The sequence below is a fragment of the Novosphingobium sp. ES2-1 genome (assembly GCF_015169775.1).
Classification (GTDB): domain Bacteria; phylum Pseudomonadota; class Alphaproteobacteria; order Sphingomonadales; family Sphingomonadaceae; genus Novosphingobium; species Novosphingobium subterraneum.
Window position 1 is genome coordinate 178,449 of sequence record NZ_CP063446.1, and the last position, 25,213, is coordinate 203,661.

Here is a 25,213-nt window from a genome sequence, read left to right on the forward strand (position 1 = left end):
CGGGCTTCTGCTTTTACTCAGACCAGTTTGATCAGAACCGGTTGAGCATGTTCTCCAGCCATTCCTGACGGCCCGAGACCGGGGCCGGCTTGAGATCCTGCGCCACGGCGAGGTCCGCGATTTCGGCGAGGCTCGACTTGCGGATGGTTGCCCCCAGTTCTCCGTTCCAACCGGCGTAGCGTTCGGCGCGGAAGGCATCGATGCGACCATCGGCGATGATCGCCTCGGCACGCAGCAGGGCCTTTGCGATGACATCGACGCCGCCGATGTGGCCGTGGAAAAGGTCAGCTGCGTCAACCGATTGGCGGCGGACCTTGGCATCGAAGTTGAAGCCGCCGTCGGTGAAACCACCAGCGCGCTCGATCTCGATGCAGGCCAGAGTCAGTTCCTCGACCGAGTTGGGGAACTGGTCGGTATCCCATCCATTCTGCGGGTCCCCGCGGTTGGCGTCGATCGAACCGAACACCCCGAGCGCGCCGGCCATGGCGATTTCATGTTCGAAGGTATGGCCCGAAAGCGTTGCGTGGTTGGCCTCGATGTTGACCTTGACTTCGTTCTCCAGCCCGAAGCGCTTGAGGAAGCCGTACACGGTCTGGGTGTCGAAGTCGTACTGGTGCTTGGTTGGCTCGTGCGGCTTGGGTTCGATCAGGATCGTGCCCTTGAAGCCGATCTTGTGCTTGTGTTCGACCACGAGGCTGAGGAAGCGACCGAAGTTTTCCTGCTCGATCTTGAGATCGGTGTTGAGGATCGTGTCATAACCTTCACGCCCGCCCCACAAAACATAGTTCGAGCCGCCGAGACGATGGGTCGCTTCAAGAGCATCCCGCACCTGGCTGGCACCCCACGCATAGACTTCCGGGCGAGGGCTGGTGGCGGCGCCGGCAAGGTAGCGTGGGTGGCCGAACAGGTTGGCCGTTCCCCACAGCAGCTTGCGGCCGTGCCTGGCCTGCAGCTCTTCGAGGTGATCGACGGCGCGAGCGAAGCTGGCGCGGAATTCGCCGATGCTCTCGGCCGGTGCCATCACGTCGACATCGTGGAAGCAGTAAAACGGCAGGTCGAGCTTCTCGACAAAGGTGAGAGCGGCTTCACGCTTGGCGCGGGCGGCGCTTTCGTCCTGCGGACCGTTGAGCCAGGGGCGATCGAACGTGCCAGCGCCAAACACGTCGCTGCCGGGCCAGCAGAAGGTGTGCCACATGCAGACGGCAAAGCGCAGGTAGTCTTCCATGCGCTTGCCGAAGACCATGCGGTCCTTGTCGTAGAAGCGATAGGCAAGATCACTGGTGCTGTCAGGACCCTCGTAGCGGACGGTCGCGAATTCGTCGAAATAGGCTGCGGACATACAAGTTACTCCTTGATCGGGGCGAGCGCGGCATAGGCTGCGCGGAAACGGGCGCGCTTGGGCGCTAATGATGCGGCGAGGGCGAGATCAGGCTCGATCACGGCACGAACCGGCGGGCGGGTGCAGACTTCGGCGGCGGAAGCCTTGGTCACGGCGATCTGCGCGAGACGGGCGCCGCCCAGCGCCGGGCCGACTTCGCCACCGTGGAGATAGACGAGCCGCACGCCGAGGACGCTCGACAGGATGCGCCCCCAGTGCGCCGAGCGGGAGCCGCCGCCGATCACGCACAACTCGTCGATCTGCGTACCGGCGTTGCGCAGGGCATCGATCCCGTCGGCATGGGCAAAGGCCACGCCCTCAAGCACGGCGGCGGCCATGTGTCCGGTGGTGCTTTCGTTACCGAGGCCGAGGAACGCCGCGCGAATGTGCGGATCGTTGTGCGGAGTGCGCTCGCCGGAGAGGTATGGCAGGAATAGCTCAGGCCCGCAGGCGGCGCCGGACTGTTCGGCAAGGGCGAAGAACTCCGCAGGGCCCGGCACGTTGCAGGCCTTGGCTGCCCAGTCGATGCACGAGGCGGCGGACAGGTGCACGCTCATCTGGTGCCACACGCCCGGCAAGGCGTGGCAGAAGGCGTGGACGGCCTCGGCCGGGTTGGGCCGGAATGCCGCATTGGCCACGAAGATCACGCCCGATGTACCCAGCGAAAGCATGCCTTGCCCGTCTGACAGCACGCCGACGCCCAATGCGCCCGCGGCATTGTCTCCAGCGCCTGCGACCACCGGCACGCGGTCCATTCCCCAGGCCCTGGCAACATCTTCGCGCAGCACGCCCGTCACGTCAGGCCCTTCATGAAGGCGCGGCATGTGGCTTTCGTCAAGGCCAGTGGCGGCGAGCATTTCCGGAGACCAGGCGCGCTTGGCGACGTCGAGCCAGAGAGTGCCGGCGCTGTCGGACATGTCGCTTGCCTTTTCACCGGTCAAGGCGAGCCGGACGTAGTCCTTGGGCAGCAGGACCGTCCGCGTGGCGGCGAAAACGTCCGGTTCGTGATTGCGGACCCACGCCAGCTTGGGAGCCGTGAAACCAGGCATGGCGATGTTGCCGGTGATCTCGCGAGCGCGAGGTTCGGCGGCCTCGATCTCCGCACATTCGGCAAAGCTGCGGCCGTCGTTCCACAGGATGGCAGGGCGCAGCGGCTTGTCGTCCGAGCCCAGCAGGGTTGCGCCGTGCATCTGCCCCGCAAGGCCGATGCCGCGCACGCCCTTGCGCAAGGCGGCATCGAGGCCAAGCACCGCCTTGTGCGCTGCGTCCACCCAGTCAGCAGGGGCCTGTTCGGACCACAACGGGTGAGGCCGGGAAACGGTAAGGTCCGAGCTGCTCTGCGCCAGGACCTCCCCGGTTTCGGCGGTGACGACCGCCTTTACGCAACTGGTGCCGACATCGATGCCGAGGAACATTGGGGTTTACTTCGCTTTCATGGGATCGATCGTCTGGATCGAGCCATCGGGGTTGAAGGTCAGCTCGGTCACCTTGACGTTGCGCAGGTGGTTCTTGTTGGAGAGCTGCGTGTCGGCGTAGAACAGCCACCACTTGCCATCGTGCTGGATGATCGAGTGGTGCGTGGTCCAGCCCTGCACGGGCTTGAGGATGTGGCCGGCGTACTTGAACGGTCCATACGGACTGGTGCCGATGGCGTAGTTGAGGAAGTGCGTGTCGCCGGTCGAGTAGGTGTAGTAGTATTTGCCGTCCTTCTTGAAGACCCAGGAGGCTTCGAAGAAGCGGCGCTCGTGGTCGCCTCCCAGTACCGGCTTGCCATCTTCGCTCAGGATCACCGCGTCGCGAGGGCTCTCCGCGAAAGTCTTCATGTCGGGGTTCATCTTGACGACCTTGCCGGACAGCGCGGGCTGGTCATCCTTCATGAGATCGGTGTCGGAGCCGTTTGGATCATACTTGCCCGTGGCCCAACGCTGAAGCTGCCCACCCCAGATGCCGCCGAAGTACATGTAGGCAGTGCCGTCGTCGTCGGTGAACACCGCGGGGTCCATCGAGAACGATCCGGGAATGGGGTCCTTTTCGGCCACGAATGGGCCCATCGGGCTCTTCGACGTGGCGACGCCGATGCGGAACGCGCCGAGTCCGTTCTTGTCCTTCGATTTGTCGCGCGCCGGGAAGTACAGGTAGTAGGTGCCGTCCTTGTAGGCCGCATCGGGCGCCCACATCTGCTGTGAGGCCCAAGGCACGTCCTTTACGTCAAGCGCGACAGGACCGACGGTGACCTTGCCGCCAACCTTGTCCATGCTCAAGACGCGGTAGTCGCGCATGGCGTACTGGTTGCCCAGATCGTCGTCCGGCGTCGGCGTTTCGATGTCGTGCGAGGGGTAGATGTAGATCTTGCCGTCAAAGACGTGGGCGGAAGGGTCAGCGGTGTAGATCTCGTTGACCAGAGGTTGATCACGGAAGGCGCTTGCAGGTGCCCCACCATTTGCGGGCTCCGCTTCGTTCGCGGCCTTCGAGCAGGCGACGAGCGCAAGCGCGCTGGTCAGGCACAGGGCAGCAGTGGTGATTCTCGCCTTCATCATGACATCCCCTTGCAGGCCGGTTTTCCAGCCTTTCGCGTAATTGCTGCGGCGATGATAGCGCTACCTAAACCTGACGGCAATCTGAAATATGCATTCTAATTAGCGTCGGGGTGAACGCTTGGCAAGCACTGCTTCAAGCAGAAATCAGGAAGCTGCCTTCCAGCCCGCCACAAGGGACGCTGCGCGCGCAGCCACGGTCGCCGCATCGTCGCCGGGCCGGTAGAGGCTGCCCCCGACACCGATCCCGTACACCCCGGCCGCGCGGAACTCTGCGACATTGGCCACGCCGACGCCACCGACCGCCCATATGCGCGCTTCTGCCGGCAGGACCTCCCGAATGGCCTTGATATAGCTGCTGCCCAGGACGGAGCCGGGAAAGAGCTTGAGGTCCCGCGCGCCTGCGCCAAGTGCCGCGAAGGCTTCGGTGGGCGTCAGGAACCCTGGAAGGACGTCCATGCCGAGTTCGAGCGACCGGGCAATGACCGCGGCGTTCGTATTGGGCGAGACCATGAACGTGCCGCCGGCCGCCGCGAGCTGTTCGGCAAGATCCGTGCTGGTTACCGTGCCGCCGCCAAAGGACGCGCGGTCACCCAGCGCTTTCACCATGGCCCTGATCGACCCGCACGGATCGGGGGAGTTGAAGGGCACTTCGATCAGGCGCACACCCGCCTCGACCAGGGAAGCGGCGATGTCCACCGCTTCCTCGGTGCGTATGCCGCGCAGGATGGCGACGATGGGCGGAACGCCTTCGGCGAGGACTTCTTCGACCTTCACGGGCGCAGACTTTCAGCAAGTGTTATGGCTTGGGCAAGTCCGGCCACGACGGCGCGTTCGCCGTCGACCAGTTGCGATGAACCGCCGTGGTGTGCAAGCGCGGTCGCATAAAGCGCGGCAAGTGCGGGATCGCCGATCAATGTCACGTTCCGCGCGCCTCTGCCGAACTGCGCCACCTCTGCCCCAATCAGCACGCCCGAGAGATAGCCCTTGGCCCAATCGCGCGAGCGGCCATCGAGCAGGCGCGCCGCGCGAGCTTCGAACAGAGCACCCGGCAATGCTTCGGCCGAACGGGAAAGCCCGCGTCCGAAGCCATCCTCAAAGCTGCCCTCGCCGGGCGCGTCCGGGCCGGTCAGGGAGGTGTGGCCCGTAATCGCGGCAAAAACCTCGCCGGTGGGAGCCGTACGGAAGCCGGTGATGGTGCCGTCGCTGGTGCTGACCCATTTGCCGTGGGTGCCGGGAAGGGCGAAGAGATGATCGCCATCGCGCAGGACAGGATTCAGCGCCATTGCGCCGAAGACCTGCGTTTCCTCGCCGCGCATCACCTCGGGCACGCCATCGCCGGTCCGGCAGGAGAGACCGGGCAGGATCTCGACATCGTGGCCCAGCACGCGCAGCCGGGTGCGGGCATGGTGCCAGCCCTCCGCATCGACCGGGCAGGGCGCATAAGGAGCAACGGCGAGGCCTGCGGGAGACCCGACCATGCCGCACAGCGTGATCGCCTTGATCGGACCGTCTGCCAGCCAGACCGAGAGCAGGCGAGCCAGCGTTCGCTCCGCCGGTTCCACCAGCTGGGTCACGCCGGGGCCATCCAAGCGTGCGGTCGTCTCGCCGTCCTCCACGAGGAACAGGCGCAAGCGGGTGCTGCCCCAGTCGCCGATAACGCGTCGCACCGGGCCAGGCATGGTCAATCCTCGAACGGTTCGACGCTGACCCGCGTCGCGCGCAGGAAGGCGTCGGCAACGAGGCGCAGCGGGGTTACATCGACGTCGCTGCGGCCGGTGCGGATCAGCGTGGCGAAGCGGGCGTAGAGGCCGGGATACTCGTGATCCTCGTCATGGCTCGTGCCCGAAGGTAGCGTCAGTACCGCGCCGCCGCTTGACAGCTTGAGCGTGCCGGCATTGGTTTCCACCACGATGTCCCAGCTTTGCGGGCCGGTCTGCCGCCAGTCGAGGTCCATGTGGACTGACGCGCCGGTGCTATCGCGCAAGCTCAGGTCGGCAGCGATGGGGGCGGCGCGGTTGGAGGGGATTTCGAGTGTCCCGGACTGCAGGAAGATCGGCCGGGGCAGGATGCGGGTTGCGATCGACAATGCGTTGATTCCGGGGTCGAAGACACCCAGGCCGCCCGGCTCCCAGATCCACGCCTGTCCCGGATGCCACACCCGCACGTCCTCACGCCAAATGATCTCGACATTGTCGATGCGCCGTTCGGCCAGCCAGGCTCGGGCTGGAGCAACCCCGGCGGCAAAGCGCGAATGCCAGGCAGCGAACAGCGTGGCGCCGACCTTGTCTGCCTGCGTTTCCAGCGCGGCGACTTCAGCCAGCGTCGCGCCCGGTGGCTTTTCGAGAAAGACGTGGACGCCGCGCGCAAGCGCGGTGCTGGCCAGATCGTAGCGTACCTGTGGCGGGGTGCACAGCGCGACGGCGTCGACGGCCGGACCGCTCGCAAGCAACTCGTCCAGACTGGCGAAATGGGGCACGCCATCTACGCCGGGGTCATGCGGGCTGACCGTCGCGGCAAGTCCGAACGCGCCATTGCCAGCGATAGCGGGCAAGTGCTGGTCGCGGGCGATCTTGCCCACGCCGATAACGGCGATCCTGATCGGGTCCATGCCTTTAGAGTACCTGCACCTTGAGCGGCGCGGAAGCATCGCCTGCCGTCTGCGTCAGCGGATTGCGGCACGGCAGTGCAAACGGCGCCGCCTCGATCTCGAACACGTCGCCCACTTGCGTGCGTACTGCATCGCTGAATGAGAGTGTAGCGGTGCCAAAGAAGTGGACATGCACATCGCCGGGGCGCCGGAACAACTCGTACTTGAAGTGGTGGTGCTCCAGGTTGGCGAGGCTGTGGCTCATGTTGTCCTCGCCGGTGAGGAAGGGCTTTTCCCACTGCACCACGCCATCGCGCAGTATGCGGCTGGTGCCGCGAATGTCGGTGGGGGCCTCGCCGATCAGCAGTTCAGGGCCCAGTGCGGCCCGGCGCAGCTTGGAATGCGCCAGCCACAGGTAATTGTGGCGTTCGGTGACGTGGTCCGAAAACTCGTTGGCAAGCGCGAAGCCGAGCCTGAACGGTGTGCCGTCCGGGCCGATCAGGTAGATGCCAGCCAGTTCCGGTTCCTCGCCGCCGTCCTGCGCGAATGCCGGCATCTCCAGCGGTTCGCCGGGTCCGACCAGCTGGCTGCCATCACCCTTGTAGAACCATTCGGGCTGCTGGCCGACCCGGCCATCGCTCGGCTTGCCGCCCTCGAGCCCTTCGAGGAACATGCGCATGGAATCGGTCTGATGGGCAGCCGCTGCAGCCTCCCGATGCATCTTGTCGCGCCCTTCGGCCGAGCCGAGGTGGGTAAGGCCTGTGCCGGTCAGGGCCAGATGCGCCGGATCTTCGTGGTCGATCGGCGCGAGGAAGCGGCCTGCTTCGAACTCTGCCGCAAGATCTATTGACGGGCCAACCGGACAGGCTTTCGCCTCCTGCACCAGCGACGTTCCGGCGGCGATGGCGCGGCGGGCGAGGTCCGTGGTGCGGGCAACTCCTTCGAGGACATGCGCGGCCGCGCCATTGGCCAGGATGACACTGCGCGTTCCATTGCTGGCACGGTGCTGCAGGAGGCGGAGGGACATGATGCGGTCTCCTGTCAGGCGCTCAGAGCGTCAACGTGCCGTCAATCAGGCGCGGCGCACCATCGCCACGCGCATCATCGCGAAGTTCGGGCGGCAACAGATCGGCGGCCAGGTTCTGGTAGCTGACGGGGCGCAGGAAGCGGTCGATCGCGAGGCTTCCGACCGAGGTCGTGCGCGGGTCGGAGGTTGCCGGGAAGGGGCCGCCATGGACCATGGCATGGCATACTTCGACGCCGGTCGGCCAGCCATTGGCAAGGATGCGCCCGGCCTTCAGTTCAAGCACCGGCATCAACCGCGCGGCGAGCGCTTCATCAGCGGCGTCCATGTGCAGGGTGGCCGTCAGCTGGCCTTCGAGCCCGGCAAGGACTGTGGCCAGTTCTGCCTCGTCCTTGCACACGACGACAACCGAAGAGGCGCCGAACACCTCGTGGCCCAAGGCCTTGTCGGTGAGGAATGCCTGTGCAGTGGTGCGGAACAGCGCGGCGTGGCCCTGCATTGCGTCGCCGGCAACGCCCTCGGCCAGCTTTTCTACGCCGGGTGCGGCTTCAAGCGCGGCGACGCCCGACTGATACGCCTTGCAGATGCCGCCCGTCAGCATCGTCTGGGCAGTCGCGGCCCTGACGGCTTCGGTGGCAGCGGCAATAAACGCTTCGAGGCCTTCGCCTTCGATGGCCAGTACAAGGCCCGGGTTGGTGCAGAACTGGCCCGCACCCATGGTGAGCGAGCCGACGAACGCCGTGCCGAGCGCCCCCCCCGCGCCTTCAGCGCTTCGGGCAGGAGTAGCACCGGGTTGATGCTCGACATCTCGGCGTAGACCGGGATCGGCACGTCACGGCCTTGGGCAAGCCGGACGAGCGCAAGGCCGCCGCTTCGCGAGCCGGTGAAGCCGACTGCGGCAATGCGCGGATCCTGCACAAGCGCCGCGCCAAGTTCGTTCGACGGACCCACGAGATGGCCGAACACGCCGGCCGGCAGGTCACAGGCAGCAACTGCACGGGCTATCGCCCCCGCAACCAGTTCGCCAGTGCGGGGATGGGCAGGGTGTCCCTTGACCACGACCGGGCAGCCTGCCGCCAGCGCCGAGGCGGTGTCCCCTCCGGCCGTCGAAAAGGCGAGCGGGAAGTTTGATGCGCCGAACACGGCCACCGGCCCCACCGGGATCATGCGCAGGCGGATGTCCGGACGGGGCAGGGGCTGACGATCGGGCAGGGCCGGATCGATGCGCAACTGCTGCCAGGCGCCCTTGCGGACAACGTCTGCAAACAGGCGCAGCTGGCCCACGGTGCGGCCCCGTTCGCCTTCGAGGCGCGCACGGGGAAGGCCGGACTCGCTCATTGCTGCTTCGATCAGATCATCGCCGATGGCGAGGATCTCTGATGCAATGGATTCGAGGAAGGCAGCGCGCTCTTCGCGGCTGGTGGCGCGGTAGACGTCGAACGCGGCGGCAGCTGCGGCGCAGGCGGCATCGACTTCAGCGGGGCCATGCACCGCAAAGGCAGGACCGGTCGGCTCACCCGTGGCGGCGACCACGGAGCGGAATTCTGTCATCGAAAATCTCCTGATTTAGTCTGACATATTATCAGAATGGCCGGAGCGCAACCATGTGCGATCCGGCCGAAGGGCGTTCATAGCTATGCGTCAGGCAGGATCGGCAGTGGTCTTTGAACCCCACAGTGCATAGAACAGCACATACAATTCACACGCAGCCGTCAGCAGGAAAGAGGTCTGCAGACCATAGGCATCGGCTAGCCACCCCTGCACGACGACCAGTGCGCCACCGGCGATGGCCATGATCAGCAGGCCTGAACCCTCCTCGGTCAAGGGCCCCAGGCCCTTGATGCCGAGCGTGAAGATCGTCGGGAACATGATCGAGTGGAACAGGCCGACAAGGATCAGCGCCCACATCGCGGCAGGGCCAGTGGTGAAGACGGTGACGAGCATGACCACGAAGGCGCCAACCGAGAATGCGGCAAGCACCAGGCCTGCGTCCACCTTCTGCATGATGGCCGAGCCCAAGAAGCGCCCGACCATCATGCCGCCCCACAGGAAGGTGAGATACTGGCCGGCCTTCTCATGCGTCAGGTTGGCGATCTCCGGCTGGCTGACGAAGTTCACGAAGAGGTTCGCCACACCGATTTCGGCGATCAGGTAGATGAAGATTGCCGGAATGCCGAAGACGAGATTGCGGTGCTTCCACAGCGAAAGCTTTGCCCGTTCCTCGGGCGCAAGTCGCTGGGTTGCGCTGCCCATGGCTGGGAGCGGGAACCGGCCAATGATCGCGGCAAGAACGATGAGAACGACGGCAACGAGGCCATAAGGCAGGATCACCGATTGCGCATCGGCCAGCCGCTCGGCCTGTGTCAGTACGACATCGGACGTGGCCGTGCCGCCCTTTGAGCGACCGAGGATCAGGTATGCGCCGAACATCGGCGCAAGCATCGTTCCGGCAGAATTCATTGCCTGCACCAGGTTCAGGCGCGAGGACGCGGTCTCCGGCTTGCCGACCACGGCGACATAGGGATTGGCGGCAACCTGCAGCAGCGTAATGCCGCTGGCGATCACGAACAGCATCGCCAGGGTAACCCCATAGGACGGGATCGACGCCGCCAGCATCATGCCCAGCGCGCCTGCTGCCATCACCAGCAGCCCGATCACCAGCGACTTCTGGTAACCGATCTTCTCGATCAGCTTTGCCGAGGGAATCGAGGCAACGAAGTACGCGATGAACCACACCGATTCGATCAATGTTGTCTGCGTATAGTTCAGGTCGAACACGCTGCGCAGGTGTGGCAGCAGCGTGTTGTTGATGACCGTAATGAACCCCCACATGAAGAACAGGCTGGCCAGAAGGGTCAGCGCAGGGCCGTAGCGCACGTTGGAATCGCCTTCGATCGCGGTATTTCCCTGGGGTGAAGCCACTGGCGGCATGGACTTGCGCTTCCTCTCTCTTGCCCGGTGCGCGATGCGGTACGCTTACCGTCTTGCGCAAATTCTATTTGTCGGACTATATCCGCGAACGCTTGCCGTCAATGGCGCAAGGACAATGCACGTCTCCGAAAGGATCGAGAGGATGAGGATTGCGGGAAAGCCGAACAACGGCACCCTGCTGATGCTGGCACTGGCAGCACCGGTTGCCCTGCTGGCCCAGTCGGTCAGCGCGGCCGAAGCGAAGCAGGAAAGCGCAGGCAGGCTGGCCGACGGCACCGAGGCTTTCGCAATCACGTTGAAGGCTGCCAATGGCGTTTCCGCCCGCGTGCTGACCTATGGCGCCACGCTGCAGTCGCTGATGGCGCCCTCGCGCGATGGCAAGGTGGCCGACATCGTGCTGGGTTATGATGATGTGCAGACCTATGAGGCCAAGCCCAATTTCTTCGGCGTGACGGTGGGCCGCTATGCCAACCGCATCGCCAAGGGGCGTTTCACGCTTGATGGCAAGGCTTATCAGCTCGCCCAGAACAACCTCGGCAATTCGCTGCACGGCGGCGTGAAGGGCTTTGACAAGCGCAACTGGAAGGTGGTCTCGATCAAGTCGGGCCCGGTGGCGAGCGTGGTGCTCTCCTACGTCAGCGCCGATGGCGAGGAAGGCTATCCCGGCAAGCTCGATACCAAGGTGACCTATACGCTGGACGAGCGCGGGAATCTTGGCATCACCTTCGAAGCGGCGACCGACAAGCCGACGATCGTCAACATGACGAACCACGCGCTGTTCAACATGGCCGGGGAGGGGGCGCCGATGGGTGCCATGGGCAACCGGCTGATGATCCCGGCGTCAAGCTACACCCCTGTCGATGCCACCCTGATCCCCACCGGCGAGCTTCGCAAGGTGGCGGGCACGGTGTTCGACTTCAGTCGGCCCAAGCGCATTGCCAACGGCTTGCGCGATGGGCGGGACGACCAGATCGCCATCGGTCGCGGCTATGACCACAACTTCGCGCTCGACAAGGGCGTTACCGCGACGCCGCAGCTTGCCGCACGGCTGGAAGACCCTGCTTCTGGCCGCGTGCTCGAAGTGCTGACGACCGAACCCGGCGTGCAGTTCTACACCGGTAATTTCCTTGATGGGACGGTGCTCGGCAAGCAGGGCCATGTCTACCGCATGGGAGACGGGATCGCGCTTGAACCGCAGAAGTTTCCGGATGCCCCCAACCAGGCCAAGTTCGTGTCCACACGTGTCGATCCGGGCAAGCCCTATCGCCACGCCATGATCTACCGCGTCAGCGTCGCGCCGAAGCGGCGCTGAACTCCACTCGAATAGCTGAAAGCTGCAATGACCGAATCCTCTCCAAAGGCCCCGAAGCTCCGCTCGCGCGCGTGGTTCGACAATCCCGACAATATCGACATGACCTCGCTCTACCTTGAGCGCTATCTCAACTTCGGGTTGAGCCTTGAGGAGCTGCGTTCGGGCAAGCCGATCATCGGGATTGCGCAGACGGGCAGCGATCTTTCGCCATGCAACCGTCACCATATCGTGCTGGCAGAGCGTGTGCGCGAGGGCATTCGCGAGGCGGGCGGGATCGCGCTGGAAATCCCGGTGCATCCCATCCAGGAGACCGGCAAGCGCCCCACCGCAGGGCTTGACCGAAACCTTGCCTACATCGGCCTGGTCGAAGCGCTCTACGGCTATCCGATCGACGGCGTGGTACTGACCACTGGCTGCGACAAGACCACGCCCGCGCTGCTGATGGCGGCGGCCACAGTGAACATTCCGGCCATCGCGCTGTCGGTCGGCCCGATGCTCAACGGCTGGTTCAAGGGCGAGCGTACTGGATCGGGCACGATCGTTTGGAAGGGCCGTGAACTGATGGCCAAGGGCGAACTCGACGAGGAGGGCTTCATCAAGCTCGTCGCCAGTTCGGCACCGTCGACCGGCTATTGCAACACGATGGGCACGGCTACGACCATGAACAGCCTTGCCGAAGCGCTGGGCATGATGCTGCCGGGGTCGGCCGCCATTCCTGCGCCTTATCGTGACCGGCAGGAGTGCGCCTGGCGCACCGGCAAGCGCATCGTCGACATGGTGCACGAGGACCTCAAGCCTTCGGACATCATGACGCTCGATGCATTTCACAACGCCATCGTCGTCAATTCGGCGATCGGCGGGTCGACCAATGCACCGATCCATCTGGCCGCCATAGCGCGCCACGTCGGTGTGGACCTGCCGCTGACCGACTGGCAGCGCCTCGGCCATAAGGTGCCGTTGCTGGTCAACCTGCAGCCTGCCGGCGAGTACCTTGGCGAGGACTACTATCGCGCTGGTGGCGTGCCGGCGGTGGTGGGCCAGCTCATCGCACAGGGCCTCATCGCCGAAAATGCGATGACCGTGAACGGCAAGACCATGGGCGAGAATTGCCGTAATGCGGTGATCGAGGACGAGAAGGTGATCCGTCCGTACGACCAGCCTCTGGTCAAGGATGCCGGCTTCATCGTGCTCTCGGGGAACCTCTTCGATTCCGCGATCATGAAGACCAGCGTGATCAGCAACGAATTCCGGGAGCGCTACCTGTCGAACCCGGACGATCCCGATGCCTTCGAAGGCCCGGCGGTCGTGTTCGATGGCCCGGAAGACTATCACGCGCGCATCGATGATCCTGCGACGGGTATCACGTCTGAAACGCTGCTGTTCATGCGCGGGGCCGGGCCGATTGGCTATCCTGGCGCGGCCGAAGTGGTCAACATGCGGGCCCCTTCCTACCTCATAAGCGCAGGTGTTACCGCGCTGCCCTGCATCGGCGATGGCCGCCAGTCAGGCACCAGCGGCAGCCCTTCGATCCTCAACGCCAGCCCGGAAGCGGCGGCAATGGGTGGCCTTGCCATACTCAAGACCGGCGATCGCGTGCGGATCGACTTGCGCAAGGGCACCGCCAACATGCTAGTTTCCGATGAAGAACTGGCAGCGCGCCGAGCAGCCCTTGAGGCGGCAGGAGGCTATGCCTATCCGCCTTCGCAAACGCCGTGGCAGGAAATCCAGCGCGAACGCGTTGGTCAGCTTTCCTCAGGCGCCATTCTCGAAGGCGCAGAGAAGTACCAGCGCATTGCCCAGACGATGGGCTTGCCTCGGGATAACCATTGAGTGAATGGCCGGGGGCAATGTCCCCCGGCTGTGAACAGTTCAGGCCCGGGGTCTGGCCGCGCTGAAAGCTTGGGCCAAGGCAGCATGCACCGGTTTTGGCTTGAACGCGGAATCAAACAGGCACCCGCGCGCCTCGGCCTTGTCCGCACGCGGCTCGAAGCCCTGCAGCCATGAGTAGGCATCGACCAGGCCCCACGCGAGCACGTCCTTCAGCTGCGGATAATCGAGCATCATCTCGAAATAGGCTTTGGTCGTGTCGGCCACTGTGCGGTCCCGGCTGGGGATGTCGACAGGCAGGTCGCGATCGCGCACGTCGAACTCGGTTATGACGAGCTTGTAGTCCATCGCCACCACGTCATCCACGAAACGCTGCCATTCCCGGCGGTGGGCGGCATCCGGCAAGGGCGCGATGAGATGCGATTGCACCCCCAGCGCATCGACCGGGGTGCCGCGTCTGCGAAAGCCTTCCAGCAATCGTAGCACACCCTTGCGGTGGAGGGCGTTGCCAGGCTCCCAGCTCATGTAATCGTTATAGACCAGCTCGACGCCCGGAGCAGCCTTGCGCGCCGTGCGAAACGCAAGGTCGACCAGCGCCTCGGTCCCGCCCATGGCCTTCGAAAGCGCTGTCTCGGCCAGCGATCCATCCTCGGGCAGCACGGTTTCATTGACCACGTCGTAGGATACGATCCGGCCCTGATAGCGGGCGCAGACAGTCTCGACGTGATTGGTCATCATTGCCGCTGCGGCGGTTGCGGGCCGCGAACCGAAATCATGGCTTTCCAGCCAGCGCGGCATCCACTTCGGTCGATGCCAAAGCAGCGTGTGGCCGCGCAACTTCATCTGGTTCTGCGTAGCGAAGGCCGCAATCCCGTCAAAAGCCGCAAAGTCGAATGAAGTGGGTGAGGGTCTGATGGCCTGCCACTTCATCTCATTTTCGGCGACCACAATCGCGCATTCGCGCCTGAGCAAATCAGCAAGCGCGGGATTTCTCCAGGATCCGCCACCACCACCGGCGACGGCCGAGCCAAACCGCATGCCCTTTGCGGCGGCCAGAGCGGACAGGGGTAGCGGTGGCGTCGCCGCCAAGCCGACCACCGGCCGTGAGAGCATGGCAACGCCGCCAGCAATGATGCCAAGGCCTTGCCTTCGAGTCATGGTGCTCGATCTTTTCACGTATTTCCTTTCCCGGTTGCTCCAGACTCTTCCGCCTGATTACTCAGACGATAGCGCTACCACAAATGGTTGGAAAGGATTTGTGTATCAGCCGCCGGGGGCGGGGGAGACATGCCTCTGCCCCGCCCCCTCACAACGATCAGCCCATCGTCTCGCCATTGTCGATGACGATGTTGGTGCCGGTGATGTGGCGGCCATCGTCGCACGCCAGATACAGCACCATGTTGGCAATATCGATGGGCTGCCCCATGCCATGGTTGTTTGCCTGTTCCAGACCGGCGTTGTCGGCCGGGAGTTCGGCCAGTGCCTGTGCGGTCATCGGCGTGACGATGCCGCCCGGCGCGATCGAGTTGCAGCGGATGCGATAGCCCTGCTCGCGGCAGTGGACCGCGATCGAGCGGGTCATGCCGATGATCCCGGCCTTTGCTCCGGCGTAGGCGGGGATGGCGCTGATGCCCTTGATCCCGCCGATCGAGGCCATGTTGATGATGGAACCGGCACCGTCCTTGCTCATGTGCGGGATCGCCGCCTGGCATCCCAGGAATGTGCCTCCCAGCATGACCTCGGTCTGGAGACGGAAATCCGGGTAGGGCAGGTCCTCGATCGTACCGAACCGCACGAGCCCTGCATTGTTGACCAGCGTATCGAGCCTGCCGAACAGGCGCAGGGTTTCAGCGATGACCTCGTGCCATCGGCCTTCGTCGCGCACGTCATGCTGCATGAAGACACAACCCGGGATTTCCGCGGCGGTTGCCCGGCCCAGGTCTTCCTGCATGTCGGTGATGACAACCCTTGCGCCTTCGCGGGCGAGCAGGCGGGCATCTTCCGCGCCGAGCCCCGATGCGCCGCCCGTGATGATCGCTACGCGGCCTTCCATCTTGCCATTGGCCATTGTCTGTCCTTCGTGTCTGCAAACAAAAAGTGCCCCGGTCGTCTGTGTGGAACGACCGGGGCCAGGGAGGATTCCGTCAGGTCAGAAGTTGTAGCCGACCGTCACGCCAAATTGGCGGGGCGGGGCATAGCCAACGAGACCCATGTATCCGGGGCTGTCGTAGACCGTGGAGATATAGCGCTTGTCGAAAAGGTTCTTGCCCCACAGGCCGATCGAGTAGCGCTTGTCCGGGCCGTAATAGGTCAGCAGTGCGTCTACGTAATAGGTCGGCTGGATCGAGGAGCGGGGGGTGTTGACCACGGCGGTATAGAACTTCTGCCCGGTATACATCCAGCTGACGTCGGCCATGACGCTCGACCCGCCGGCAAACTCGTGGGTGAAATTGGCGCCCAGGGTCGAGGCCCACTTCGGCGCATTCTGCAGCGCAAAGCCCTTGAGGTCGATGAACTTCGCCGCCACCGGATCATAGTACAGGAAGCTCTTGTACTTGGTGTCAAGGTAGGCGAGCGAGCCGCGCAGGGTCAGGCCCTCGACCGGGATGGCCTGGACTTCGAGTTCGAAGCCCTTGATCTCGGACTTGGCCGCATTGAGGATGCGGTTGCCCTGCACGTTGGTCGCCGGATCGAAGTAGATCTGCGCCACCTGCATGTCGCGATAGTTGGTATAGAACGCCGCGAAGTTGGTGCGGAGGCGACGGTCGAGGAAGTCGGCCTTGAGGCCCACTTCAAAGGTGTCCACCTTCTCCGGGTTGTACGGCGTGTCACCGTCAGCGGCCACGCCGATGCGGCCGGTGAACCCGCCCGATTTGAAGCCGCGCGCCCAGCTCGCGTAGATCAGCTGGTTCTGGCCGACTTCATAATCCAGACCGATCTTCCAGCCGACGTTGCTCCAACCCTTCTTGCCGCCAACGTCGATGTCGTGCGGATCGTTGCGCAGGTCGCGGCCCTGCTGCACGGTCTGCCCGCCGACAACGATGGTGGGAATCACGGCAAAGTTGTCCGAGGTCAGCGCCGGAGCGCCGACGCCGTAATCGAGGGTGGAGCGCGCATCGACCTCGTCGTGGGTGTAGCGGATACCTGCCGAAAACTTCAGCTGATCGGTAATCTGGGTGTAGGTTTGCAGGAAGGCCGAGAAGGATTCGGTGCCTTGGAACTGCTGATTGAACTGAACGAGGCCGGGCAGGGCGAAGTCCAGATGATACATCTGGTAGTGGTTGTAGTGAGTCTTCAGGTAGAACAGACCCGCCACAGCGTTGAAGCTGTCACCAGCCGAGAACGCGCTGCGCAGTTCCTGGCTGAACTGCCAGCCACGGGTGCGGCGGCGCGTGGCGTTGTTGGTCTTCGCCGTGCCGTCCTGGTCGGTGTACTCGAACAGGGTGAAGTTCTTGTAGCCGGTGATCGCCGTGATATCGCCCAGCGGCGTATTGTCGTACTGGATCGTGCCGATGAAGAACTTCGTCGTCATGTCCGACTGATCGGGCACTTCGTTGTTGCCCGAGAAGTACTTGTCCGGCGCCTTGCAGGGCTGGTTGGGGACCGCGCAGGGGCTGCGGTACATGGGCAGCTTGGCGCCGTTCCAGAACGTGCCTTCGGGTACGTAGTTGCCTTCTCCCGGCAGACCGCCATTCACGACGATCGGCGCGCCGTTGCGGGCTTCCACATATTCCCCCTGCAGCGTGATCTTCAGGTCCGGGCTGGGCGTGATATAGAGCTGGCCGCGCACCGCATCGACATTCTTGCGGCCCATGTCCTCGCCGTTCCAGACGTTGGTGGTCCAGCCATCGCGCTGGGTGTGGATGCCCGAAACCTTGACGCTGACGAGATCCTTGGCGAGCGGTGCCTCGACCGAAGCGTTGATGTCGAAGCGGTTCCAGTTGCCATAAGTGCCGCGAACATAGCCGCCGAATTCACCGGTAGGCTGGTTGGTCACCACGTTGACGACGCCGCCGGTGGTGTTGGCGCCGAACAGCGTGCCCTGCGGCCCACACAGGATCTCGACGCGGTTGGTGTCGTAGGTATCGAGGAGCGCGCCCATGGAGAAGAACTGCGGCACGCCGTCGACCACGATGGACACAGTGTTGCCGGCATAGGGGTCGGGCTCGATCACGCCGATGCCGCGGATGGTGAACACCGCATTGTTGGGGGTATTGGCGAAGTTGTCGATCTGGACGTTGGGGACCGAGCCCTGAAGTGCCTGCAGCGTCGTGACATTGTAGGCCGCGAGCGTCTCGCTGCCGACAGCAGCAATGGAAATCGGCACGGACTGGATGCTCTCGGCCTTCTTCTGGGCAGTGACGACGATTTCGCCGAGGCCTCCTGCCGGGGCTTCATCGGCTTGCGCCTGAGGCGACTGTGCGTCCTGTGCCTGGACTGCGGCGGGCAGCGTGGCAATGGCGAGAGCCGCAAGGCTGCTCGTCATGAAAGGCCTGTTCCGTGTTGTCATGATCTCGATCCCTCCCAAAGGCGCCGGCATGGCCGTGTCGCCGCTCCTGTCAGCGCGATTCGGTATAACCGGCGCGTCTGCCGGTTTTATGCTCTCCGTCGCCCGTCGGATTAAACTGGCCGTTTTGTCAGGCGGTCTTGCGCGGCAAACCCGGGCATGACAGGACAATGACGATGGCTGGCTCCACGATGCAGAAGCGCATGCTTGCCGCGATGCGGCCGACCTCGCTGGGCGAGGGCGAGCCGGTGCGCTGGCAGCAACGCAAGTCGGCGCAGACGCGACTGAAGATGCTCGAGGCGGCCGTCGATTGCCTGGTCGAAGGTGGCTATCAGGGCCTGACCACCGCCCAGGTGGCGGAGCGCGCGCAGGTTTCGCGCGGGGCGATGCATCATCACTTCGCCACGCGCATGGATCTCGTCGCGGCGGTGGTCGAACACATCTTCTACCAGCGCATGCGCCTGTTCTTGGATGATTATATTGCCGCCATGGCCCAAAGCCGCGATGCGCTTCTGATCGATCTTGCCACCGAAGCACACTGGCGCAGCGTGCAGACGCGCGAATATGCAGCCTATCTCGAACTGGCCGTTGCCGCCCGCACGGATGCCGAGCTCAATGCCGCGTTCGCTCCTGCGGCGCAGCGTTACGATGAAGTATGGATCGCCGAGATGATCGAATCGTTCCCGCAGTGGCAGGACCAGTGGGAAGCGATGAAGCTGGGCAGCGATTTCGCCATCGCCGTCCATTCCGGCCTGCTGTTGCAGCGACCGGTCATGGGGCCTGAGCGGATCGAGAAGGTGCTGAAGCTGACCATCGCCAGCATCCGCAGCCTGTATGACCCGCTGAACTGATTCGAAATCCGGCATGACTGCCGGATTCGGCCGCAACAAGACTGTAGTGGGAGACGAAAGCATGACGACCGTGGCAATAACAGGTGCCGGGCGCGGAATCGGCCTGGAACTGACTCGCCAGCATGTTGCGGCGGGCGACCGGGTGATCGCGCTTGTGCGCAACCCTGAAAGCGCAGGCGCGCTCGCCGATCTCGTCGCAGGATCGGACGGACGCCTGACCGTCCACCGTTTCGACGTGGCTGATGATGCCTCGGTCAAGGCTGGCGCCGCCGAAACGGCAGGCGAGGCGATTGACGTGCTCTACAACGTTGCCGGCGTCAGCGGTTCGGGGCCTGCGGAACTGGAAAGCTCGGACTGGGCCGAATGGGACGAGGTCTTCCGCATCATGGTGCAGGGCCCGCTGCGCGTGTTGCAGGCGTTTCTCCCCCGTATGGGCGAGGGCGCGAAAGTCATCAACTTCTCCAGCCAGCTGGCCGCATCGACCTGGCCCTATGGCGGCTACTATTCCTATGTCGCGGCCAAGGCAGGGCTTAATCGTCTGATGCGATCAGTCGCCATCGACCTCAAGGATCGTGGCGTGATCGTCGGCATCATTCATCCGGGCTGGGTGCAGACGGACATGGGCGGGGAAGGCGCAGACATCACCCCGGTCGAGAGTGCCGAGGGCATCCGCAAGATCACCCGCGAATGGACGCTCGAGCGTTCGGGCGATTTCCTCAAGTGGAACGGTGAGACCCACCCCTGGTAAGGAGCAGGAAGATGCCTTTTTCAGGACCGCTTGAAGATCGCGTGGCGATCCGTGAATTGATGGACACCCATGCCCACGGGGTAATGACGCTCGACCCCGAATTGTGGGGCTCGATCTGGGCCGAGGACGCCTATTGGGAACTGCCCGAATATCCCGACCTCGGCGGTTTTTCGGGCAAGGCCGCCATCGTTGCCGGATGGACGGAATCGATGAAGCACTATGGTCTCGACAACTGCTCGAAGCCGATGGTCTACTTCATGCAGCCCGGTTCCATCGAGGTTGATGGCGATGCGGCGCGGGCAGTGGCCTACACCATCGAGATTTTCGACGATCCGGCCTCCGGCAAGCGCGTCCGCGCAACCGGGCGCTACGATGACGAGTTGAAGCGGATCGACGGGCTCTGGAAGTTTACGCGCCGATCTTATCGCACGGTCTTTGCCGATTGACTGCGCTTTTTCGGAACCGCCCGGCCCTGACGGGTTTGGGCGGGGATGAACACTCCAGCACTTGATTGCCTGATTGTCGGTGCAGGGCCTGCGGGCCTTACTGCCGCGATCTATCTCTCCCGGTTCCACTTGCGCGTGGCGTTGGTCGATGCCGGCCACAGCCGTGCCGCGCTGATCCCTCGCACGCACAATCACGCTGGATACCCCGGCGGGATCGAAGGCAAGGCGTTGCTCGGGCTGATGCGGGATCAGGCGGCCGAGTTCGGCGTCGCGGTCGAAACCGCGCTGGTCGAAAGACTGGCGCGCGCCGATGCGCTGTTCGTGGCGACGGCGGGCGAACGGGATCTGAAGGCGCGCACGGTTCTGCTGGCGACAGGCGTCGTGAACAATCAGCCGCCAATGGCACCGGAGGTTCATGACGAGGCACTGCAGCGCGGGCTTTTGCGCTATTGCCCCATATGCGACGGATACGAGGCGAGCGACAAGCGCATCGGCGTGATCGGCACGGGCGAACATGGCCACAACGAAGCGCTGTTCCTGCGGGGCTTTTCGCGGAACGTGACGCTGATCGCGCCCGAAGGTGAGCATGGCATCGAAGAGAGCCACCGTAGAGCGCTTGAAGGCGCCGGGGTGAAGCTGGTCAATGGACCATGCCACCCCTTGCGCATCACCGGCGAAACGATCGTCGTGCCAACGCCCGATGGAGAACTGGCGTTTGACACCGTCTATCCGGCGCTGGGTTCGCTGATCCGCTCAGACCTCGCCCTTGATCTTGGGGCAAAGGCAAACGCGGAAGGATGCATCGAAATCGATGCGCACCAGCGCACCAGCGTTGAGGGCCTCTATGCGGCCGGGGACGTGACGCGTGGCTTGGACCAGATCAGCCATGCGATGGGGCAGGCGGGCGTTGCCGCCACCACCATCCGCAACGACCTTGCCCGGTTGAAACCGATCCTGCGTTGATCAGAGCGAGGACGCGCGGACCTCGACGCGATAGGTCCGCATGCGGCTGCGGTCGAACAGACGTTCCTCGTCCGCGACGATTTCGCCCATGATCGCGGGATCGGCCATTGCGGCGAAGCAGGCGTCGCAAGTCTGCTGGTCCGGGAAGTCGATTTCCAGCACGACGTCGAAATCATGGGGTTGGTCCAAGCCGTCGAGCGGGTGAAGATGGTTGCGCTGGTAGCGCGTGGCCCACCCTTGCAGCACCTTTTCGCCGATCAGGCGGTGGCGGCTTTCGTAATAGGCGATGAAGTCGGCCTTGCTCATGCCTTCGCGGCGCTTGAGCAAGGTGAGCACAGTGACGGTCACGCTTGGGCCTCCAGCCAGCTCCGGGTAGCTTCGGCCACGGCTGCCGCACGCAGGGCAGGGTGCGGGAAGGCATCTCGCAAGGCTTCGGAGCGCAGTTCAACGGCAAGCGGAATGCCAGGTGGCAGCGCGTGATAGAGCGCAGCAAGTGGCAAGGCGCCTTCGCCGCACTGTTCGCGCAGGTCGATCGCATCGCGGATGACGGCGCCGAAGTCCGAGGGATCGGGGCGCTCGGCAGGCGCATCGCAGAACTGCGCATAGGGCAGCAGGACGGGATCAACCTTGGCGATTTCAGTGATCGAGGAGCCCGAGCGATCGACGTGGATCGGGTCGATCAGAAGTGCCTTGAGGGGATGGTCGATCCGGTCAAGAATGCCGAGCGCGTCCTGCAAATTCTTGACTTCGGTAAAAATCCCGAACTCCAATGCAACGCGAATGCCGGAGCCCTCGGCATGGCGGCACAGATCGAACAGGCGCGCGGCGGTACGGCCATGGTCCGGGTCGGACGAGACGCACAGGACGTTGCGCGCGCCCAGTTCCGCGCCGACGTCGATCACCTTGCGGTGATCGTCCATCGCTGAATCTGGCTTGAGCCAGATCACTTCCACATCGAGCAGCGGAAGGCCGGAAGCCGCGAGCGCGGCGCGTGCATCGCGGGTGTGTGCCGGTGTCCACTCTCCTGGGTCCACCCAGAGCCCGACCATATCGAAACCGCCGGCCCGGGCCGCTTCGATGGTGTCCACAGGGCCGAATTCGGGCACGACACCGGACGCCAGGGAGATCGGGTTCATGGGCCCGCACCCCCTCACATCTGCGGTTCGGGGAGGTCCGGATCGTCCTGCAGATACCAGTCCAGCCATTCGTGGAAGTACTGGTTGCCGCGCTCGTTGCGACCGAACACCAGCTCGTCATGCGCGCCGGTTTCGAGGCCCTTCTGGATCTCGAGGCCGATGAGGTAGTCTTCCGTATAGGTGACGTCGCGGAAGAAGTTCATCGCCGCTTCGACGTTTGCGCGGTCCTCCTCGTCGCGGATCGGTTCGCGGCGCAGGTAGTTGAGCACGGTGCGGTTCTCGCCCGGCGTCGGTCCGGGGAAGAGCTGGGCGACCTGGGTGATCTCTGGCGCGATGAAGGCCGAGACGTTGGGGAACATGATACGGACGAAATCGAAACCGTTGTTCTCCTGCGTGCCCCACTCCTCGCGCGGGATGTCCTTCAGGGCATCAGCGATCTTGTGGTGCGGGAAGCCGATGCGCTGGTGCGGGCCGAAGCCTTCGTAGTGCATGCAGTTCGATGGCGTGCGCGGGAAGATCGTTTCGGGGTGGAGCGAGGCAAAGTGATACCCTTCAAGATAGCCGTCATAGGCGATCTTCCAGTTGGCGCCCTCGATCACGCGGCTGCCCATGTAGGTCCACTTGTCGAACTCGAGCGCTTCGAAATCCTCGAGGAAACCACGATAGAACGCATCAACATCGATCGGTGCGTTGGGGGTGAGCACGACAAAGATCATGCCCGCCTTTTCCTGACACGGCAGCTCGCGCAGGCCCAGTTCCGACTTGCGGACCTCGCCGAACTTCGATGCTTCGGAAATGCCGATCAGCTTGCCGTCCTGGCCGAAGGTCCAGCCGTGGTACTTGCAGGTGAAGCGCGGACAATTGCCGTGGCCTTCGTTCGCCACCGGAGCGCCGCGATGCGAGCAGACATTCAGGAAGGCGCGGACCTTGCCGGTCTTGTCGCGATTGATCAGCACCGGCATGCCGACGGCATCCATCGCCTTGTAATCGCCGGGGTTGGGCATTTCGGCGGTGAAGGCAAGCATCAGCGGCACGCGCTTAAAGATCAGCTCCATTTCCGCCTTCCACTGGTCCGGATCAGTGTAGCTGCGCACCGGCACGCGCTTGGTGCTGTCGGTCAGGAAGGTCTTCTTGTTCTCGACATAGTCGCGCATGATTTCAGCGACTTGTCCGATGCGCTCGATACGGTCCATCTGGGTATTGCCTCTCCGTGGCCTTGTAGCCAATGTTGCTTGCGACCATGCCGTGCACCGGTGCGGTGCGAAAGCTGTGACAGGGGCTAGGTTACTCACCTTTTCGCCAATTGCTGAAGCGCTCGGGCGCTTGGAACAAGCAGGGCATGAACGAGAACACTGCAAAACCCTGGGACTGGTTGCCGATTCCTGCACCGCATCAGCGCGAATTTGCGCAAGGGCAGGCATGGCAGCGCAGGACGCTGGCAGACCTCGCCCGTGAGCGGGCCGCGGCGACGCCGGACTTCGTGTGCTTCATCGATGGGGAAGGGCAGTACACCTTCGCCCAGGTGCTGGCCGAGGCCGAGGCACTGTCTGCCTCGATGCAGGATCGCGGGCTGCGCAGCGGAGACGTGGTGGCATTTCAGGTGCCCAACTGGCGCGAGGCAGCCGTGATCAATCTGGCGGCGGCGCTTTCGGGCCTTGTCGTCAATCCGATCGTGCCGATCTACCGCGACGCCGAAGTGACGATGATGCTCGGCGATTGCCGTGCCCGCGCGATCTTCGTGCCGGAGGTGTGGCGCAAGGTCGACTATGCGGCGATGGCGCGACGCTGCCAGGAATCTCTCCCCGATCTTGCGCATGTCTTCACAGTACGCGGTGACGGGCCTGACGATTTTGCGGCGCTGGTGGCCGCCGGGCGCGGCGTGCCCTTCGATGCCCCTGAGGTTGACCCGCTGGGCGTGAAGATGGTGCTCTATACATCGGGCACCACCGGGCGCCCCAAGGGCGTGTTGCATAGCCACTGCACGCTGGCCCATATCGTCGCTGCCAGCGGGCGGCATTGGGGCCTGGCGGAAGGTGAGGCGACGCTGATGCCCTCGCCGGTCACGCATGTATCCGGTTACGCCAACGGCCTCGAAGCGCCATTCATCTGCGGAATTCGCTCCGTCCTGATGGAAGCCTGGAACGCCGACGAGGCGCTTGCCCTGATAGAGCAGCACGATCTTGTCGGCACAGTGGCGGCGACACCGTTTTTGGTGGAACTGGCGGCGGCCGCGCGGGCTGCGGGCACGGGCCTGCCGAGCTTTCGCTTTTTCGCATGCGGCGGCGCGGCCGTGCCGGCAGACCTCATCCCGGCGGCCAATGCGGCCTTCGAGAACTGCAGGGCATTCCGCGTTTTCGGTGCTTCCGAAGTGCCGCTGGTGACATTCGGTTGGCCCCGCGACGAAAGTCTCGCCGCCACGACCGACGGTGAAGTGGTGGACTACGAAGTCCGCATTGTCGATCACGAGGACCACGCCTTGCCGCGCGGAGTAGAAGGCGAGATCCTTGCACGTGGCCCTGGCATGATGATGGGATACGCCGACGCAGCACAGACCGCCGAGGCGATCACGCCGGACGGCTTCTTCCGCACCGGCGACCTTGGCGTGCTGGACGATTCCGGCGCAGTCACGATCACGGGTCGCAAGAAGGACCTCATCATTCGCGGTGGCGAGAACATCTCGGCCAAGGAAATCGAGGACGTGCTGCACACGCACCCTGCGGTGAAGGAAGCGGCGATCGTTGCCATGCCGCACGAGCGCCTTGGCGAAGGCGTTTGCGCCTATGTCATCCTTGCAGGCGAGGCCGGCAGCGGGGACCTGGTGGCACACGTTTCCGCATCGGGCCTTGCCCGTCAGAAGATCCCCGAGCGGTTCGAATTCGTCAGCGATTTCCCGCGTACGGCCAGCGGCAAGGTACGCAAGGACATGCTGCGGGCGATGGTGCGAGCAGCCTTATTGGAGGGCTGAT

General features: G+C 64.0%; 21 protein-coding genes and 1 pseudogene. 7 read left to right on the forward strand and 15 right to left on the reverse strand.

Going from position 1 to position 25,213, the window contains the following annotated elements; translation table 11 throughout:
- Positions 1 to 31: 31 nt before the first annotated feature.
- From xylA to IM701_RS16250, 9 genes and pseudogenes are all read right to left on the reverse strand, one after another.
- The gene (gene xylA, locus IM701_RS16210) at positions 32 to 1,339 is read right to left on the reverse strand and encodes a xylose isomerase (RefSeq protein ID WP_193828765.1); all 1,308 of its coding nucleotides are present in this window, start codon (positions 1,337 to 1,339) and stop codon (positions 32 to 34) included.
- 5 nt (positions 1,340 to 1,344) lie between these two features.
- Positions 1,345 to 2,793 (reverse strand): xylulokinase, encoded by a 1,449-nt coding sequence (gene xylB / locus IM701_RS16215; protein WP_193828766.1) that lies wholly within the window; start codon positions 2,791 to 2,793, stop codon positions 1,345 to 1,347.
- 6 nt (positions 2,794 to 2,799) lie between these two features.
- Positions 2,800 to 3,912: a glycoside hydrolase family 43 protein gene (locus IM701_RS16220; RefSeq protein ID WP_193828847.1), complete on the reverse strand. Its 1,113-nt coding sequence runs from the start codon at positions 3,910 to 3,912 to the stop codon at positions 2,800 to 2,802.
- A gap of 147 nt (positions 3,913 to 4,059) precedes the next feature.
- A complete protein-coding gene (locus IM701_RS16225) occupies positions 4,060 to 4,689 on the reverse strand; it encodes a 2-dehydro-3-deoxy-6-phosphogalactonate aldolase (protein WP_193828767.1) in 630 nt (209 codons plus the stop codon).
- Complete coding sequence (locus tag IM701_RS16230) at positions 4,686 to 5,594, reverse strand: 2-dehydro-3-deoxygalactonokinase (protein ID WP_193828768.1); 909 nt, start codon at positions 5,592 to 5,594, stop codon at positions 4,686 to 4,688. Before IM701_RS16230 ends, IM701_RS16225 begins: the two co-directional genes overlap by 4 nt.
- A gap of 2 nt (positions 5,595 to 5,596) precedes the next feature.
- Positions 5,597 to 6,523, reverse strand: a complete 927-nt coding sequence (locus IM701_RS16235) for a Gfo/Idh/MocA family protein (RefSeq protein WP_193828769.1) — start codon at positions 6,521 to 6,523, stop codon at positions 5,597 to 5,599.
- 4 nt (positions 6,524 to 6,527) lie between these two features.
- Positions 6,528 to 7,529 (reverse strand): AraD1 family protein, encoded by a 1,002-nt coding sequence (gene araD1 / locus IM701_RS16240; protein WP_193828770.1) that lies wholly within the window; start codon positions 7,527 to 7,529, stop codon positions 6,528 to 6,530.
- Positions 7,530 to 7,551: 22 nt separating this feature from the next.
- Positions 7,552 to 9,077 (reverse strand): annotated as a pseudogene (locus IM701_RS16245) (aldehyde dehydrogenase (NADP(+))).
- Positions 9,078 to 9,167: 90 nt separating this feature from the next.
- Positions 9,168 to 10,457, reverse strand: a complete 1,290-nt coding sequence (locus IM701_RS16250) for a sugar MFS transporter (protein ID WP_193828771.1) — start codon at positions 10,455 to 10,457, stop codon at positions 9,168 to 9,170.
- A gap of 181 nt (positions 10,458 to 10,638) precedes the next feature.
- Here IM701_RS16250 and IM701_RS16255 point away from each other — a divergent pair, with 181 nt between their 5' ends.
- Both IM701_RS16255 and IM701_RS16260 read left to right on the forward strand, forming a co-directional pair.
- Positions 10,639 to 11,769 carry an aldose epimerase family protein gene (locus IM701_RS16255; RefSeq protein WP_039336024.1) on the forward strand — a complete coding sequence of 377 codons (1,131 nt, stop codon included), beginning with the start codon at positions 10,639 to 10,641 and terminating at the stop codon, positions 11,767 to 11,769.
- A 27-nt stretch (positions 11,770 to 11,796) separates the two neighbouring features.
- Positions 11,797 to 13,599, forward strand: coding sequence for an IlvD/Edd family dehydratase (locus IM701_RS16260; protein ID WP_193828772.1), 1,803 nt, complete (start codon positions 11,797 to 11,799; stop codon positions 13,597 to 13,599).
- A 39-nt stretch (positions 13,600 to 13,638) separates the two neighbouring features.
- On the opposite strand, the gene IM701_RS16265 is transcribed toward IM701_RS16260, so the two are convergent.
- The 3 genes from IM701_RS16265 to IM701_RS16275 form a co-directional block, all read right to left on the reverse strand.
- Positions 13,639 to 14,754, reverse strand: a complete 1,116-nt coding sequence (locus IM701_RS16265; RefSeq protein WP_193828773.1) for an endo-1,4-beta-xylanase — start codon at positions 14,752 to 14,754, stop codon at positions 13,639 to 13,641.
- Positions 14,755 to 14,911: 157 nt separating this feature from the next.
- Positions 14,912 to 15,664 (reverse strand): SDR family oxidoreductase, encoded by a 753-nt coding sequence (locus IM701_RS16270; protein WP_039335915.1) that lies wholly within the window; start codon positions 15,662 to 15,664, stop codon positions 14,912 to 14,914.
- A gap of 81 nt (positions 15,665 to 15,745) precedes the next feature.
- Positions 15,746 to 18,082 carry a TonB-dependent receptor gene (locus IM701_RS16275; protein WP_230487924.1) on the reverse strand — a complete coding sequence of 779 codons (2,337 nt, stop codon included), beginning with the start codon at positions 18,080 to 18,082 and terminating at the stop codon, positions 15,746 to 15,748.
- A 197-nt stretch (positions 18,083 to 18,279) separates the two neighbouring features.
- Between IM701_RS16275 and IM701_RS16280 the strand changes: the two genes are divergently transcribed.
- From IM701_RS16280 to IM701_RS16295, 4 genes are read left to right on the forward strand one after another with little or no spacing between them, the layout of a single operon-like run.
- Complete coding sequence (locus IM701_RS16280; RefSeq protein WP_039336028.1) at positions 18,280 to 18,954, forward strand: TetR/AcrR family transcriptional regulator; 675 nt, start codon at positions 18,280 to 18,282, stop codon at positions 18,952 to 18,954.
- Positions 18,955 to 18,967: 13 nt separating this feature from the next.
- On the forward strand, positions 18,968 to 19,702 hold the full coding sequence (locus IM701_RS16285) for an SDR family oxidoreductase (RefSeq protein ID WP_230487925.1): 735 nt from the start codon (positions 18,968 to 18,970) through the stop codon (positions 19,700 to 19,702).
- 11 nt (positions 19,703 to 19,713) lie between these two features.
- A complete protein-coding gene (locus IM701_RS16290) occupies positions 19,714 to 20,148 on the forward strand; it encodes a nuclear transport factor 2 family protein (protein ID WP_193828775.1) in 435 nt (144 codons plus the stop codon).
- 45 nt (positions 20,149 to 20,193) lie between these two features.
- Positions 20,194 to 21,111: an NAD(P)/FAD-dependent oxidoreductase gene (locus tag IM701_RS16295; protein ID WP_193828776.1), complete on the forward strand. Its 918-nt coding sequence runs from the start codon at positions 20,194 to 20,196 to the stop codon at positions 21,109 to 21,111.
- On the opposite strand, the gene IM701_RS16300 is transcribed toward IM701_RS16295, so the two are convergent.
- The 3 genes from IM701_RS16300 to IM701_RS16310 are packed head-to-tail and all read right to left on the reverse strand — an operon-like array spanning position 21,112 to position 23,440.
- Positions 21,112 to 21,459: an EthD domain-containing protein gene (locus IM701_RS16300; protein ID WP_062345179.1), complete on the reverse strand. Its 348-nt coding sequence runs from the start codon at positions 21,457 to 21,459 to the stop codon at positions 21,112 to 21,114.
- On the reverse strand, positions 21,456 to 22,247 hold the full coding sequence (locus IM701_RS16305) for a sugar phosphate isomerase/epimerase (protein ID WP_193828777.1): 792 nt from the start codon (positions 22,245 to 22,247) through the stop codon (positions 21,456 to 21,458). Before IM701_RS16305 ends, IM701_RS16300 begins: the two co-directional genes overlap by 4 nt.
- A gap of 14 nt (positions 22,248 to 22,261) precedes the next feature.
- A complete protein-coding gene (locus IM701_RS16310; RefSeq protein WP_193828778.1) occupies positions 22,262 to 23,440 on the reverse strand; it encodes an aromatic ring-hydroxylating dioxygenase subunit alpha in 1,179 nt (392 codons plus the stop codon).
- Positions 23,441 to 23,586: 146 nt separating this feature from the next.
- Between IM701_RS16310 and IM701_RS16315 the strand changes: the two genes are divergently transcribed.
- A complete protein-coding gene (locus IM701_RS16315) occupies positions 23,587 to 25,212 on the forward strand; it encodes an AMP-binding protein (protein ID WP_193828779.1) in 1,626 nt (541 codons plus the stop codon).
- The last annotated feature ends 1 nt before the right edge of the window (position 25,213 follow it).